This window comes from Paenibacillus sp. NPDC058898 (assembly GCF_049316025.1).
In the GTDB taxonomy this organism is placed as follows: Bacteria; Bacillota; Bacilli; order Paenibacillales; family Paenibacillaceae; genus Paenibacillus_AQ.
Window position 1 is genome coordinate 116,879 of sequence record NZ_JBMOSM010000012.1, and the last position, 13,510, is coordinate 130,388.

Below are 13,510 nucleotides of genomic sequence, written 5' to 3' on the forward strand. Positions count from 1 at the left end.
ATAGGAGAAACGAGATCAATTCAAAGAGGTGAATATCCATGACGCATGCAGATCCGACGTATATCGGTCCCGAAGCTATCGTGGCAAAACGTAGGGAGTACGGCTACCCCTGCACGGCTAATTTCTACAAAGAGCCGCCTCAGATCGTCAGCGGCAAGATGCATAAGCTTTACGGCCATGATGGCAAAGCGTATGCCGACTTCTTCACGGGGGTGTCGGTTGTCGCTTGCGGTCACTGCAATGATGCCATTACTGCCCGTACGATCGAGCAGCTGCAGAAGCTGCAGCATACGTCGACCATCTACCTTACCCAGCCGATGGTGGATTTGGCGGAGCGGTTAGCAAACGGCATTTTGCCTGGCAATCTAAAGCGTTCGTTCTTCGTGAACAGCGGCTCCGAAGCGAATGAAGGCGCACTCCTTCTCGCACGTTTGCACACGAAACGCCGCAACTTCCTGGCGCTGGAATACGGCCTTCATGGCCGCACTTTCCTGACCATGAACGTGACCGGCATCCCGATGTGGCGTACCGATGACTTTCTGGATCAGGACGTAACTACGTTTATTCCACGTCCCTATGATCCTGCCATGGATCAGGATGCTGCCGCTCGCCGCTCCCTGGATGCGTTGGCGAGTGTGCTCGCTGCGAAAGGAGACACCTTCGCCGCAATGATCGTAGAGCCGATCCAAGGCAACGGGGGAATGATCGTACCGCCGGATTGGTATTTCCATGAGCTGAAGATGATGCTGGAGGAGCGCGGGATCCTTCTGATTGTCGATGAAATCCAGACAGGCTGCGGCCGTACAGGACGTATGTTCGCGATCGAGCATTACGGCATCGTGCCCGACATTCTGACCATGGCAAAGGCACTAGGCAATGGAGTGCCCATCGGCGCTTTCTCCACGACGGATGAGATTGCCGCCAGTCTAAACCGACCATCCGCCTCCACTTTCGGCGGCAACCCGGTGTCATCGGCCACGGCGCTTGCCGTATTGGATTACATCGAGCAGGAAGGTTTGGTCGAACGTTCTCTGCGTGTCGGCGGACGGCTTATCGATGGTTTGAGGGAGCTGCAGGGCCGATACGAGCTGATCGCCGATGTCCGAGGCAAGGGCTTTATGGCCGGGGCCGAAATCCGGGGAGCGACAGACGAGGAAAGCGCAGCATGGACGGATATCATTCTAGAGCGCATGAAGGAAGAAGGATTCATTATCGGCAAAAATGGCATCGGCCGAAACGTGCTGGCGTTCCAGCCGGCCATGATGATTCCGGAGGAAGATATCGTCGCCATGCTCAGCGCCTTGGACGAAGTGCTGGCTGGGTTTTCCCAATTTGTAAACGAATGAGGTTGGATCCGGATGCAAATGATCAATAAAGTCGTTCATAAGACCAAAATGTTCGGAGAACTGGTCATGTTCTCCCACACGCTGTTCTCGCTGCCCTTTGCGATCATTTCCATGATCTGGGCCGCGGGCGGCGTACCGTCATGGCATGTCATGCTGTGGTCGTTGATTGCGCTGGTTGCCGCACGCAATGGGGCCAATGCCTTCAATCGTATCGCCGATTTGAAGTTCGACGCCGCGAACCCGCGAACGGCGAACCGCCATATGCCGAGAAAGCTTCTGCTGCCTCGCGAAGTGCACGTGTTTGTCATCGTTAACTTTGCCATCTTCATACTCGCGGCAGGGATGCTGAACCAGCTCTGCTTGTGGCTCTCACCGGCAGCGATTATACTGATCTGCTCGTACTCGTACACGAAGCGCTTCACCTGGCTGTGCCATCTGTACCTGGGCTTCACGATTGCTTCGGCTCCGATCGGGGCTTGGTTTGCCGTAACGGGGCAATTTGCCTTCATTCCGTTTATCATCGGTACCGTTGTGATGCTGTGGATCGCGGGCTTTGATATCATTTACGCAACACAGGATATCGAATTCGATCGAAGCACCGGCTTGTGGAGCATTCCCCGCACGTTTGGGTTAGAGGGCGGACTGCTCATTTCCAGAATGCTGCATGGGATTATGGTCATCCTGTTGGTTTCCCTTTACTTTATCCAAGGCTTGGGCTGGCTCTACTTGACGGGAATTGCTGTCTCGGTGATACTGCTTGCCGTGGAGCATCGCATCATCAAGCCTTCCAGCCGCAGGCGGATGCATCTGGCATCCTATAACCTGAATCAGGTGATTAGTTTGACGATTCTGCTCTTTACCTTGGCCGACCAATTTTTGCTCGGATAAAAAAACTCCCTTCGACTGCCAGCCCGCATACACGGGCCATATGGCACTCAAAGGGAGTTTGATTTTTATTGACCGGCCTTTAAGATGGCAAAGCCATAGGCGGGCAGCTTCACGGTCAACTGGCCTTGCTTCGCGCTAAGGCCTTCGCCGTTCCACAGGTTCGTCCACTGATGATCCAGCACAGGGACGGTCATTGTGTTGCCCGCCTTGTCGTTGTTGACGGCAATGAGGATCGTTTCGTTGTCGTCCTCGCGCAGGTACGCGATTTTACCGCCGTTCTTCTCGGCCTTCAAGAATTTGAAGGTTCCCGTACGGAGAGCGGAATGCTCTTTGCGGAGCTTAATCAGCGTTTGATAGAAATGGAACAGGTCCTTATCATGCTTGGACTCATCCCATTCCATGCATTTGCGGCAGCCCGGATCGTGCCCGCCGTCCATGCCGATTTCGTCGCCGTAATAGATGCAAGGCGTGCCGAAATACGTGAACTGGAACATCGCGGCAAGTTTCATCAAGCGTTTGTCGCCGTTCGCCTGCGTTAACAGTCTTGCAGTGTCATGGCTGTCCAGCAGGTTGAACATCACTTCACTGGCTTGTCTTGGGTAACCGGCAAGCTGTTTGCCAAGCATGAAGGAGAATTTCTCGGCATCGGCGGTACGATTGATGAAGAAGTCCAGTACGGCATTCGTGAACGGGTAGTTCATGACAGCGTCAAACTGGTCGCCTTCCAGCCAGATGGAGGATTCATGCCACACCTCGCCAAGGATGTAAGCATCCGGGTTGGCTTTTTTCACGACTTGACGGAATTCGCGCCAGAAGCTGTGCCCTACCTCGTTGGCTACATCCAAGCGCCAACCGTCGATACCCGTTTCCTTGATCCAGTACTCGGCTGCCTTGAGCAAGTAAGCTCGAACTTCCGGGTTCTCCGTGTTCAGCTTCGGCATCAGCGGCTCGAATGCAAAGGTATCGTAAGTTGGGATGCCATCCACCACTTCCAGCGGCAGGGAGCGAACGTAGAACCAATCCTTATATTTGGAGTTCATACCGTTCTTCTGCACGTCAACGAACGGCGCAAACGTTCTGCCGGAATGGTTGAAGACTGCATCCAGCAAGACGCGGATTCCGCGTGCATGGCACAGATCGACGAGTTTCTTCAGCGTGTCCTTGTCGCCGAACTGCGGATCGATTTCCATATAGTCTTCGGTATCGTATTTATGGTTTGTTGTTGCCGTGAACAGCGGAGTGAAATAAATCGCGTTAACGCCGAGCTCGCTTAGATAATCGAGATGGTCGATAACCCCCTGAAGATCACCGCCGAAGAAGTTTTTCGGCGTCGGTTCGGCACTGCCCCAAGGCAAAGCGCCTTCCGGGTCGTTGCTTGTATCCCCATTCGCGAAGCGTTCCGGGAAGATTTGATAGAAGATCGCATCTTTGACCCATGCAGGCGGGTGAAAAACGTCATCCGGATTGATGAACGGGTATTCGAACAGGCGGTCCGGATTGGCCGGCGGCTCCGTCAGGAAGTCATATTCGGTCATCCAGCGTTTCTCGTCGCCCTGCTGGAGCAGGAAGCCGTATTTCAAGCGGCGGTAAGGAGGGGTTGCCTCGCACTCCCAATAATCGAACATTTCATCCGAGGACAACTTGGTCATCGGAATGTATTCCATCGTCTGATCCCACAGGTACTTGTCGCCTGCGAGGGCGTACACTTCGGTAATGTCGTCTTTTTTGGTGCGGATTCTGAGATGGATGGTCGTACCGTTATAGGCATAGGACCAGTTCTTACGCGGACGGTGATAGATGGCTTCCAAGAACATCGATAATTCCTCCTTAAGTAAGTGAAATTAAAAAAAGGCACAGCCAGGACTATGAATAGCCGAGGTTGTACCTTTGTAAGATAACATTGCCTTTAAATTATGAGGTTTGGATCTGGATGACTATGAATTCATTCGTTATTTAAAAATATACCATGCGCTCTTGGCGTATACAAGCCCTATATCGAAGTTGCTAATGCTACGCAGCAGCGAGCAGCAGGATGCAGATTTTCAAGCGGGATTCTGCCGGCGGGGCAGGTCGTAAGGAAAGAGCGGGCGTTTGTTGTATAATATAAGGACAAGGATAAGCCTGACAGTGCAGATACGTATTATAGGAGGACAGTCACATGCAATACGACGATCAGATGAAAAACCGGATCAAGCGGATTGAAGGACAGCTTCGCGGCATTTTGAAGATGATGGAAGAGAATAAGGACTGCAGGGAGGTCATCACGCAATTATCCGCTTCGCGTACGGCAATTGACCGGACCATTGGCGTTGTTGTCAGCTCCAACCTGGTGGATTGTGTACGGCAGGCAGAAGCGAATGGTGAGGATACGGAGAAGCTTGTGCAGGATGCCGTTAATCTGCTCGTGAAGAGCAGGTAAACGTTTGAATAGCAGGCAGGGTGAAGGTCTGGATGAACCGCTCCCCTCAGGTATCCGACTCATGATGGAACCACTTGAATTTAGCGGAACCCTCGAAAATGAACATGCACCTGAACGCGAAAGGATCACCTGCCGTTAAGGGGCCTGGCAAGGGCTGGGAAATTTGTAAACGGACAAAATGGGTGAAGATAAGATGATGGTTTTTCTTAAAGGAGGGTACTCAGATGTCTGTGAACGAACAAATTATACTAGCCAAAAGGCCGCAAGGCATGCCGGATGAGTCGGATTTTACCTTTGAGGAGCAGCCTTTGCCCGTTCCGCAAGCTGGAGAAGTCCTGGTACGGACCGAATACTTGTCGGTGGATCCGTATATGCGGGGCAGAATGAGCGATGCCAAAAGTTACGCGAAGCCCTACGAGGTAGGACAGGTTATCGCTGGAGGCGCAGTAGGGCAGGTGATGGAATCGACGGACCCGACCTATCGGGAAGGCGATTTTGTTGCAGGAACATGGGGCTGGCAGCGCTTTGCCGCCGTGCGGACCGGAACGCTGCGTAAGGTCAACCCGGATCTGGCACCCGTATCGACCGCCTTGGGTGTGCTGGGGATGACCGGTTTGACTGCCTATTTCGGACTGCTGGATATCGGTCAGCCGAAGGAAGGCGAGACGGTGGTGATATCGGGTGCCGCAGGCGCCGTAGGCATGATTGTCGGGCAGATTGCCAAGATCAAAGGAACCCGGGTGATCGGTATTGCCGGTTCTGAAGAGAAAACCAAGTACCTGACGGAGAAGCTGGGGTTTGATGCAGCGATCAATTACCGGACCGAAGATCTGGCATCGGCTTTAGCGGAAGCTTGCCCGAATGGGGTGGACGTCTATTTTGACAATGTCGGCGGTGAGGTTTCCGATGCGGTGCTGCGTCTTATCAACAAAAATGCACGAATTCCGATTTGCGGCCAAATCGCACTCTATAACCTGCAGAAACCCGATACAGGTCCGAGAATTCAGAGCCTGCTGCTGACCAATACGGCACTGATGAAGGGCTTCCTGGTCGGCGACTACGCCAGTCGGTACAATGAGGCATTGCATGAACTGGCCGAATGGCTGAGGGATGGTAAAATTCAGTACGCCGAACATATCGTCGACGGTTTCGAGCAGACTATAGAGGCGTTTCTGGGGCTCTTCTCCGGGGAGAATCTCGGGAAACAGCTGGTGAAGGTAAGCGAAGAGCAAAGCTAGTCTTTTGACAGACAAAAAATAAAAGAGTGTCGAATTTACGCACTTCGCAAGCCTCCTCATATGGGAGCTCTGCGAGCGGAAGGGTCATAGCCTTCCGGCTTGCGTGATCATCGACACTCTTTTTTTGCGCAGAAACGAAGTGGTCGCCTTTGCCCCCGGATTTTAACCATGATATGAATGTATCGAAGAAATCTGGGGGCAACAGCGATCGGAAGAATAATCCGCATTCGTAGTGATGCTTAGGCTAAGAATCTTTAGTTCAACTTATATAGTTAAAGATGGAACATGTTCGCTATATAGCCGCTTCTGGTGTCGTAAATTGCTGATACTGGCGATACATCGAAATGCGCCAGTGGACAATCATGCCGTAAGCCAGCATGAAGAACAACGCCGCGGTCTGCGGGATGGAAATATGCTGCTCGATATATCCGTGGAGCAGAAGCCGGATTGCCAGCAGGCCGAGCAGAATGTAAATAAAGCTTTTCGATTTCTGCATGAAAATCTGGCCATCGACCTTCTCGAATTTGGTGCTGCGAATCAGTGGATAGGAGAAGATGAACCAGCCTACCAGAAAGGCAATACCCGCCCACCATATGGGGATGCGTACTTGCGGCTCAACGAACATCAGAAACCCGGTGCTCATGGCAACGGGAGGGATGATGATCTTCTTGACGGTGACGGGGCGGTGACTCGCTTTCATTCGAATGAAAATAACGGTCAGTGCCATAACCAGCATCACAATCGTAGAGCCTATCTGAAGAATTGGGGAATCGAAATTAACCACAATTCAGAACCTCTTTCCATAAATAAAATGACATGACAATGTGCTGCCTTCTGATTATAGCACATTCTGATGCCAGGCAAAATCAGGCAGGTGTGGGAGGAGCAGCGCTATTAGCACCAGCTGTCTTTAAGACTGGAGTCCATCGATGAAAATCCGGATCATAAAATTGAGGCTTTCATCTACATCCAAATCCATGGCGAATTGCCCCCCACGTTCCAGAGATGAGAAGCCATGGCAGAGGCTGCGAAGTGTCCGCACAGCATGCAGCGCCTCCGGCTCACTGAGCTGGTAAGGAGCTAAGATTTGGAGCAGAAGCTCGACAATCTGATTGCCTACTTGCTGCGTCTCCTGCTGTTCCGGACGGAGAGGCTGCAATGCGGCTTCGTATAATCCGGGGTGAGATCTGGCAAAGTCAACATAGGTAAGGCATACATAACGCAGGGCATCTTCGCCTGACCGGCCGGCGACAGCCTTCAGCAGCCGATCATGCAATGTCTGGAGGCCATACAGCATAAGGGCGGCATGCAGACCGGGCAGTCCGTCTACGTGGTTATACAGGGAAGGCGACCGAACGCCCAGCTTACCAGCAAGTGCGGCCAAGGTTACGGTATGAAGCCCATCCTGATCCGCCAGATCGGCGGCGGTTTGAAGCAGTTGAAGCCGGTCAATTCCGGGTCTCGGACTCATTTTGCATTCCTCCTCATAATAGATTCCGCATGCGCAACGGCCTGCTGCATGGGAGCCGCCGGATTCTTTAGCATCCGTCCATGGCCGACAGCCAGAACGGCGGGCTTCCGTGCGGTTAGCATTTTGGCGCTTTCCAGAGCAAGATCCTTGCTCCAGGTTGCCATGGCAGGGAAGGGAAACCAGGGCTTGAACACACCGGATACGGCTAATCCGCCCCGTGTCTGCCAAGCATCGCCGGCAATCAGGATACCGCTACGCTCATCAAGGAATGCCATATGCCCCGGCGTATGCCCGGGAGTGGCGATGGCCTTGAGCGAACCAACGGATTCCCCGTCACCCAGAAGCACATCCGGAACGGTGGTTATGTTTTTGGGAATATCTCCGCGAATCGGAGTTTGCAGCTCTCCAGGTTGGAGCTCGGCATTTCCCTTTAGCAGCAGTGCATCACGCCGCGAGATGTAAACCGAAGCATGCGGAAGCTCTTTCTTTAACCCGTCGAGCGCCCCGACATGGTCGCCGTGAGCATGGGTCAGCACGATCCGGGTGATGGGCTTTCCTATAGCGGAGGCCGCTTGAAGAATTCCCTTTTGGGAAAATGACATGCCTGTATCAATCAGCGTAACCCCGTCGTTTTCTTCTACAAGATAGACATTTACCGGGAAAAGACGAGGAAGAAAAGAAATTTGAGTTACGTGTTCAATCGTTGTTATTAACATAATACAATTCCCCTCTCATTCAAAACTAATCATATTAGCATAATAACTAATGATATTAGTTTTATCAAGTCTGAATTTTAACATTTTCATGAATAGGCTTGTTTAACCCCTAAAATTTTTATAAATTTACCAAATTTTGAGTGCAATTTTCATCATTTTGAGTTACCATAAAGATAGATATACGGAAAAAATTGTAGATTATTGAGATAAAGGGTGAGGGGCGGACGACATGGATATTTTCAAACGCATCGTACTTCTGATGGTGATGTATGCCTTCTCCGCGGTACTTCTGTATGTAGCCAGTCAGCACACGCCATATCTGCTTCCTGTCATCTGGCTTTCTGCGCTTATGCTGCTGTTATGCGGCATCGGATATCTAGGATACCATTACTTCTTTAAAGGACGCAGAAAACGAAGTTAATCGAGAGATACGTTCAAGTCTGCCTGCCAGGGCGGACTTTTTTTGTGTGGAAAATAAAAAAACCGTTTGAATCGCTTCGCAGTCTTATATACAGAGATGAATACAAACGAGGTAGGTCGGAGGGGAAGGGTAATCGGATGATGGAAAATAAAGAGCTTGCGGCTGCTGCCTGCAGAGGGGACGAGGAAGCGTTCTATGCACTCGTTACGGAGCACCGAAGGCGCCTATACGGAATTGCGTACAGTTATTTGCATAACGAGAGTGACGCACTGGAGGTATTGCAGGAGACGGTATGCCGGGCGTGGATGAAGTGCCGGAAGCTGAAGCATCCGGAGGCATTTGTTCCTTGGCTCATTCGGATCCTGATTAACTGCTGCGTGGATGAGCAAAAACGAAAAAAGCGCATGGTTCCGGTTGAAGAAGTTCACAGCCGGGAGACGGCTGCCGAGATGGTCAGCGATAGCAAGCTGGATCTTGAGCGTGGGCTCAGCCGCATGAAGCCTAAATACCGCCATGTGCTGATTTTGAAATATTATCAGGACATGACGATTAGTGATATCGCCAAGATTCTCGATGTTCCGGAGGGTACAGTCAAAACCCGGCTGTATCAAGGATTAAAGATGCTTCGGCAAAAAATCGAGCCAGGAGGTGCCATATTCCATGTTTGAGAAGGAAGAGCGAATGCTGAAGGAGATGAATAGGGACGCGGAGATCAGCGCAGCTGTTGTATCCGATGAAGCATTGGACGCGGCGGTGCGAAGCGGGATGCGAAGAGGACGGCGCACGCAGCGGGGCCGGGCACGAATGGCTACCGTCTCTGCCGTGCTTGTAACCGTAGCGGCTGCGCTGCTGTTCGTGGTATGGAGCGGGAACGAAGGGCTGGTGAATCCCCAAAAGCAAATGGCGGCTCAAGGGCCGTATCCGCCATTGACCGGGTTTGATTTCGGAGAAGATATTACGCTGAATACAGCCAACAAACACGGCATGATTCAGCCGGTGAATCAATCGGTGACCAAGGGGGATTATACGGTAACGGTGAACGGGATACTTGTAGGCTCCCAGCAGATGGAGGTGTTCTATACGGTTCAAAACCATGCGGAGAATCCCGCAGACTTAAAGAGGATGGAGATGAAGCGCCGGGAATCCAGCGAATCGCTGCCTTACAGTATCGGGTCATCTGGTGGAACTGAGATTAAGCCCGGCGAACTGTTCCGTTCCCGATCAGACATTCAGATGGGCGAGAATCACCCTATACCTGAGGAACTGACGTTATCTTTTAGGATCGCCCCCTATTCGACGAATACGGTTTATGAATCCGCTACAGAGAACGAGCAGGTGCTCGATATTAACGTATCCGTTGATATGGAGACCGTTCAGAAGTATACCAGCACCGTTCCGCTCAACAAAATGCTGCAGATTGAGAGCCAGAGGTTCTATTTGAAAGAAGCTGTGTTGTCTCCTGTCGGAATCGTCTTGAAAGCGAACGTCCCATCCAGTAATACGATGAAGGTAACCGGCTTATGGGATGTATATTTGGAAGCTGTGGTTAACGGCGAGAAGATCAGATTGAACAGTGATTCCGCATTCTTACCCGGTGCCGGGGGAGGGGATATGACTTACTTCTTCGACAGCAATATATTGGAGAAGCCAGAATCAATCACGCTGAAAGCAAGCGGATTCCAGGCGGTGGACCCCTCCAAGATGAAACTCGTGGTGGATACGGATAAGAAAGAGATCATCCGTTCACCGGACGGCGACCTTCGGTTCGGAGAGTACACGGGGCATACCCTGACATTTGAATACGAAGAACAGACTGACCGGCATATGGGCAGTGTGTCGATTGAGCCGGAGTTTGTGGATGGAGAGGGGAAAAAGCATAGGATCAATGAAGATGCTGGGGGGCTCAGTTCCTCGTCCCGATCCTCTTCGGATACCGACGTAAGCCTCATCACGCAGTATATCCACCTTAAACCTGGGGATTACCCGCAGCCACTGACGTTTACGTTAAGCAGCTACCCTGGTGTCATGGAGCAGGCATTCGAGGTGCCGATTCAATAAATTTAGAGATGCTGAAAGCTCATCAGGATAACCACAACGCCGAATGCGATGGTCATTTTGCCGGCGAATTTTAGATACCATATTCTCAAATCGCTGAGTTCAATATCATCTTGCGTTCTTCTGAACCACCATGAATGCGGATTTCTGATGGCGTATAGACCAATCGCGATGAGTACGATGCCCATGAATGCGATAAAAATGAAGTTGAACATGGATTAGTCAGCTCCTTTCTTTAGAGATAATACGTATGGTTAATTAACGAAGTTCCAACATATGTAAAATAACAGAGTGTTCTCATTTAAAGTTATGCTCCAGACTTGAGGACACGAATAAGGAACCGCCCCCGACGATGATGGCCGGAGGACGGTTCCTTTTAATCATGTATTTATATCCTATATAGATTGAACTAATGAAAAGAAGAATCTCAACGGAGAAGGCGGAATTATTCTGGAGAAGCGATAGCGGTCGCCTTTGCACCCGGATTTCAACCATTTATAATGGATTGATAGAAATCTGGGGGCAACAGCGATCGGAAGAATAATCCGTATTCGTAGTGATGCTCGGGCTGAGAATCTTTAGTTCAACTTATATAAAACATGGCTTGATTTCGCTATTCCTTATGCCCGGTAGGGGAGCTGCCTTCAGGTCCCTTAGCATCCAGGAGTTCAATAAGCGCTTTGGGCACCCCGTTAAGCAGCAGCCACTCACGAAGCGTTTCGATGGCGCGGATATGGCCATTTCCTTCATCCCGCCAAGTCAGCAGCTCGACGACCTTGATGACGAGGAGCATCAGTTCCATTTTGTCATGCTCGGTTTGATCCGCGCGGATTTTTTGGAATACGGCCTCTTTCTCCCAATCCAGTAGGATCTCTTCCCCAATGGTTGGTCTCATGAGTGAATAGCTGTAATCGCACTGCGGGCAGAGTACCGTGGTGAACTGTTCTGATTTGAACGTAACCCCGATATCCGCTTGGCACTGACGGCAGTGAAATTGGACTTCAATTGCTGAATTTGTTTCCATGACTATGATGCCTCCTTCGAAGAGAAAGGTATCTACTTATACCCATTAGTCGGTAACTATGACCCATCTTCCGATGAAAGAGGCGCATGAAACATGAAGAAGGAACCGCCAAATAGAGACGATTCCTTGAGGATCCGAGCCCAAAATCAGCGTTTCCTTCTATGCGTACTTTTAACATGGGTTAGCACATTATAGAGGAAAGCGAGAATGCCCAGCGTTACCAGAACGCCGCCAACAGCAATGACCGGCTCTACCGATCCCATACCGCTTACCAGCAGTGCGAGACCGATCATCATGACAGGCAGACCGATATTGTGCAGCCAGAAATGCACTTTGCCTGCGGTGGATTCTCCGGCTGCGGGGAACAGAACATAAATAACACCTGCAAGAGCCAGGGATGCCCAGCCCAGAAGGTTGACGTGTGTGTGAACTGAGGCGTAATCGTAGCTGTGGGAGATCGACATGTACATGCCGAGCAATATCCCCAGTACGAAGTATACAGCGGCGATCTTGATTAATTTAACACCCATATAACCCCTCCTCTTATGGATTACTACTATGATATATGTCAGCTTTGGTGAAGTAGACCAAGAGGGAGGAAGATTTAATGAAGAACGACGTTTTATAGCCAGCAAAAAAGAAACCGTGAACTCCCTCGCCGGGAAATTCACGGTTCATTTGTACGCATTCGTTATGCCAGTGACTTATTCAAGCTCCAGCACATCATAGATCAGCCATTTCCCGTCGGCTTTCTTGAGCCAGTAAAGAGAGGTCGAACGGATGATTTCACCGTCTGCATCATCGCTTTCTTTGGCATAAACAACGGCGTCTTCCCCTTGGAAAAAGACCGTCCGAATCTCCTCGGACTTGATGTTGAAATTCACCTCATCAAAAATGCCTTCCGCAATGCTGGTTCGGAATATCTCGTGGTAGGCTGATTCCGGATGAATAACCGACATAAGCAGTGGACCATCCTCCTCATTGAAGCCCTTGGACTGGGTATCAATGGTAGCCACGATGGCTGTTTGATCCGCTGCTGGCACTTCTGGACGAGCTTCCAGCAGTTCATCTCCGACCAGATATTCCGTCTCGTAATGGACCAGATCATAGATTTTCCATGCTCCCGAAGCATCTTTCTTCAAGAGATTTTCATAATGGAGTGTAGCATCCCAAGCAAAAGGTCCGCCGGTGCGGTCGAGGGTCACGCTGGTGTAGGCATGGATTGACGTTCCGGCTACCGTTACTTCCCATACATCAGCAGATACATGCAGATCGTTCTTAAATTGGTTCTGATAATATTCTTGCATTTCCGCAAAAACAGGAGATTTCGGATGGAAGGCGCTCATGACAGCATCCAGTTTCTTGGCACTTCCAGCTTCTTCAATTGTATGGTAAAGCCTCTTTACCTCATCGGTGGCTTTATCAATTGCACCCTCACGGTCGATCTTGATGGTACGTGCCTTGGAATCCCACTTCACGGGGAGTCCGGTGGCTTCAGCTACGAAACGAAGGGGAACCAGCGTGTTGCCGCCATCGGTGAATGGGGCAATCTGAAGCGTGGTTGTTGCACCATTGACATAAGCGGTTTTCTGTCCGATGGTCATCTGCAGCTTCTGATCGAGGTATGTACCCGTTACCTGTTTATTCGTGCTGTTCCAATTGACTTTATAATCCAAGGCCTGGAACAGAGGGCGGAATTGCACGAAGGTGACTCCATTCTTCATAATAGGCGCTGCCTGAAATTTGATTTCCTGGTTATCGAGGTAGACCCGGATATTCCCTTGATTCTTTGCCGGAGCGGCTTGTGTCGCACTTGCGAACAGAAACAGGAAAGCGATCGTCAGTAGGCTGATTTTTTTCTTCAATTGGCTGTCATCCCCTTCAACGAATGATAGAATAGAGTGGTAATTGTGGTAATCGTACATGATAAAA

At 50.7% G+C, this 13,510-nt stretch carries 15 protein-coding genes; 7 read left to right on the plus strand and 8 right to left on the minus strand.

Translation table 11 applies throughout. The annotated features are described in order from the left end of the window. Positions 1 to 38: 38 nt before the first annotated feature. Complete coding sequence (locus ACOZB4_RS26230; RefSeq protein WP_379410784.1) at positions 39 to 1,346, plus strand: aspartate aminotransferase family protein; 1,308 nt, start codon at positions 39 to 41, stop codon at positions 1,344 to 1,346. A 12-nt stretch (positions 1,347 to 1,358) separates the two neighbouring features. Then, the gene (locus ACOZB4_RS26235; protein ID WP_379410781.1) at positions 1,359 to 2,234 is read left to right on the plus strand and encodes a UbiA-like polyprenyltransferase; all 876 of its coding nucleotides are present in this window, start codon (positions 1,359 to 1,361) and stop codon (positions 2,232 to 2,234) included. A 65-nt stretch (positions 2,235 to 2,299) separates the two neighbouring features. Here ACOZB4_RS26235 and ACOZB4_RS26240 read toward each other — a convergent pair whose 3' ends face one another. Next, positions 2,300 to 4,048, minus strand: a complete 1,749-nt coding sequence (locus ACOZB4_RS26240) for an alpha-glycosidase (protein WP_076322277.1) — start codon at positions 4,046 to 4,048, stop codon at positions 2,300 to 2,302. 344 nt (positions 4,049 to 4,392) lie between these two features. On the opposite strand from ACOZB4_RS26240, the gene ACOZB4_RS26245 reads away from it, so the two are divergent. Together ACOZB4_RS26245 and ACOZB4_RS26250 are read left to right on the plus strand one after the other, a co-directional pair. Then, the gene (locus ACOZB4_RS26245) at positions 4,393 to 4,653 is read left to right on the plus strand and encodes a metal-sensitive transcriptional regulator (RefSeq protein ID WP_076322276.1); all 261 of its coding nucleotides are present in this window, start codon (positions 4,393 to 4,395) and stop codon (positions 4,651 to 4,653) included. A 224-nt stretch (positions 4,654 to 4,877) separates the two neighbouring features. Next, on the plus strand, positions 4,878 to 5,891 hold the full coding sequence (locus tag ACOZB4_RS26250) for an NADP-dependent oxidoreductase (RefSeq protein WP_379410777.1): 1,014 nt from the start codon (positions 4,878 to 4,880) through the stop codon (positions 5,889 to 5,891). Between the two features lie 292 nt (positions 5,892 to 6,183). Here the strand turns inward: ACOZB4_RS26250 and ACOZB4_RS26255 are convergent, their stop codons facing one another. The 3 genes from ACOZB4_RS26255 to ACOZB4_RS26265 form a co-directional block, all read right to left on the minus strand. Next, on the minus strand, positions 6,184 to 6,675 hold the full coding sequence (locus tag ACOZB4_RS26255) for a cytochrome c biogenesis protein CcdC (protein ID WP_076322275.1): 492 nt from the start codon (positions 6,673 to 6,675) through the stop codon (positions 6,184 to 6,186). 126 nt (positions 6,676 to 6,801) lie between these two features. Further along, complete coding sequence (locus ACOZB4_RS26260) at positions 6,802 to 7,362, minus strand: TetR/AcrR family transcriptional regulator (RefSeq protein ID WP_379410771.1); 561 nt, start codon at positions 7,360 to 7,362, stop codon at positions 6,802 to 6,804. After that, positions 7,359 to 8,078, minus strand: a complete 720-nt coding sequence (locus ACOZB4_RS26265) for an MBL fold metallo-hydrolase (RefSeq protein WP_379410767.1) — start codon at positions 8,076 to 8,078, stop codon at positions 7,359 to 7,361. The genes ACOZB4_RS26260 and ACOZB4_RS26265 overlap by 4 nt, the downstream gene beginning before the upstream one ends. A 229-nt stretch (positions 8,079 to 8,307) precedes the next feature. Between ACOZB4_RS26265 and ACOZB4_RS26270 the strand changes: the two genes are divergently transcribed. The 3 genes from ACOZB4_RS26270 (at position 8,308) to ACOZB4_RS26280 (ending at position 10,557) form a co-directional block, all read left to right on the plus strand. Next, a complete protein-coding gene (locus ACOZB4_RS26270; RefSeq protein WP_076322272.1) occupies positions 8,308 to 8,499 on the plus strand; it encodes a hypothetical protein in 192 nt (63 codons plus the stop codon). A gap of 137 nt (positions 8,500 to 8,636) precedes the next feature. Further along, positions 8,637 to 9,167, plus strand: coding sequence for a sigma-70 family RNA polymerase sigma factor (locus tag ACOZB4_RS26275; RefSeq protein WP_379410764.1), 531 nt, complete (start codon positions 8,637 to 8,639; stop codon positions 9,165 to 9,167). Further along, positions 9,160 to 10,557 carry a DUF4179 domain-containing protein gene (locus tag ACOZB4_RS26280; RefSeq protein WP_379410761.1) on the plus strand — a complete coding sequence of 466 codons (1,398 nt, stop codon included), beginning with the start codon at positions 9,160 to 9,162 and terminating at the stop codon, positions 10,555 to 10,557. Before ACOZB4_RS26275 ends, ACOZB4_RS26280 begins: the two co-directional genes overlap by 8 nt. 2 nt (positions 10,558 to 10,559) lie before the next feature. Here ACOZB4_RS26280 and ACOZB4_RS26285 read toward each other — a convergent pair whose 3' ends face one another. From ACOZB4_RS26285 to ACOZB4_RS26300, 4 genes are all read right to left on the minus strand, one after another. Next, positions 10,560 to 10,769 carry a hypothetical protein gene (locus ACOZB4_RS26285; RefSeq protein WP_379410759.1) on the minus strand — a complete coding sequence of 70 codons (210 nt, stop codon included), beginning with the start codon at positions 10,767 to 10,769 and terminating at the stop codon, positions 10,560 to 10,562. Positions 10,770 to 11,167: 398 nt separating this feature from the next. After that, entirely contained in the window at positions 11,168 to 11,578 is a 411-nt protein-coding gene (locus ACOZB4_RS26290; protein WP_379410757.1) for a hypothetical protein, read from the minus strand. Positions 11,579 to 11,724: 146 nt separating this feature from the next. Further along, on the minus strand, positions 11,725 to 12,108 hold the full coding sequence (locus ACOZB4_RS26295) for a cytochrome-c oxidase (protein ID WP_379410754.1): 384 nt from the start codon (positions 12,106 to 12,108) through the stop codon (positions 11,725 to 11,727). A gap of 174 nt (positions 12,109 to 12,282) precedes the next feature. Beyond that, a complete protein-coding gene (locus tag ACOZB4_RS26300) occupies positions 12,283 to 13,443 on the minus strand; it encodes a stalk domain-containing protein (RefSeq protein ID WP_379410752.1) in 1,161 nt (386 codons plus the stop codon). Between the last annotated feature and the right edge of the window lie 67 nt (positions 13,444 to 13,510).

Coding starts and splice junctions, on each gene's coding strand:
- ACOZB4_RS26230 (WP_379410784.1), top strand. CDS start 39: ATGACGCATGCAGATCCGACGTATATCGGTCCCGAAGCTATCGTGGCA.
- ACOZB4_RS26235 (WP_379410781.1), top strand. CDS start 1,359: ATGCAAATGATCAATAAAGTCGTTCATAAGACCAAAATGTTCGGAGAA.
- ACOZB4_RS26240 (WP_076322277.1), bottom strand. CDS start 4,048: ATGTTCTTGGAAGCCATCTATCACCGTCCGCGTAAGAACTGGTCCTAT.
- ACOZB4_RS26245 (WP_076322276.1), top strand. CDS start 4,393: ATGCAATACGACGATCAGATGAAAAACCGGATCAAGCGGATTGAAGGA.
- ACOZB4_RS26250 (WP_379410777.1), top strand. CDS start 4,878: ATGTCTGTGAACGAACAAATTATACTAGCCAAAAGGCCGCAAGGCATG.
- ACOZB4_RS26260 (WP_379410771.1), bottom strand. CDS start 7,362: ATGAGTCCGAGACCCGGAATTGACCGGCTTCAACTGCTTCAAACCGCC.
- ACOZB4_RS26265 (WP_379410767.1), bottom strand. CDS start 8,078: ATGTTAATAACAACGATTGAACACGTAACTCAAATTTCTTTTCTTCCT.
- ACOZB4_RS26270 (WP_076322272.1), top strand. CDS start 8,308: ATGGATATTTTCAAACGCATCGTACTTCTGATGGTGATGTATGCCTTC.
- ACOZB4_RS26275 (WP_379410764.1), top strand. CDS start 8,637: ATGATGGAAAATAAAGAGCTTGCGGCTGCTGCCTGCAGAGGGGACGAG.
- ACOZB4_RS26280 (WP_379410761.1), top strand. CDS start 9,160: ATGTTTGAGAAGGAAGAGCGAATGCTGAAGGAGATGAATAGGGACGCG.
- ACOZB4_RS26285 (WP_379410759.1), bottom strand. CDS start 10,769: ATGTTCAACTTCATTTTTATCGCATTCATGGGCATCGTACTCATCGCG.
- ACOZB4_RS26290 (WP_379410757.1), bottom strand. CDS start 11,578: ATGGAAACAAATTCAGCAATTGAAGTCCAATTTCACTGCCGTCAGTGC.
- ACOZB4_RS26295 (WP_379410754.1), bottom strand. CDS start 12,108: ATGGGTGTTAAATTAATCAAGATCGCCGCTGTATACTTCGTACTGGGG.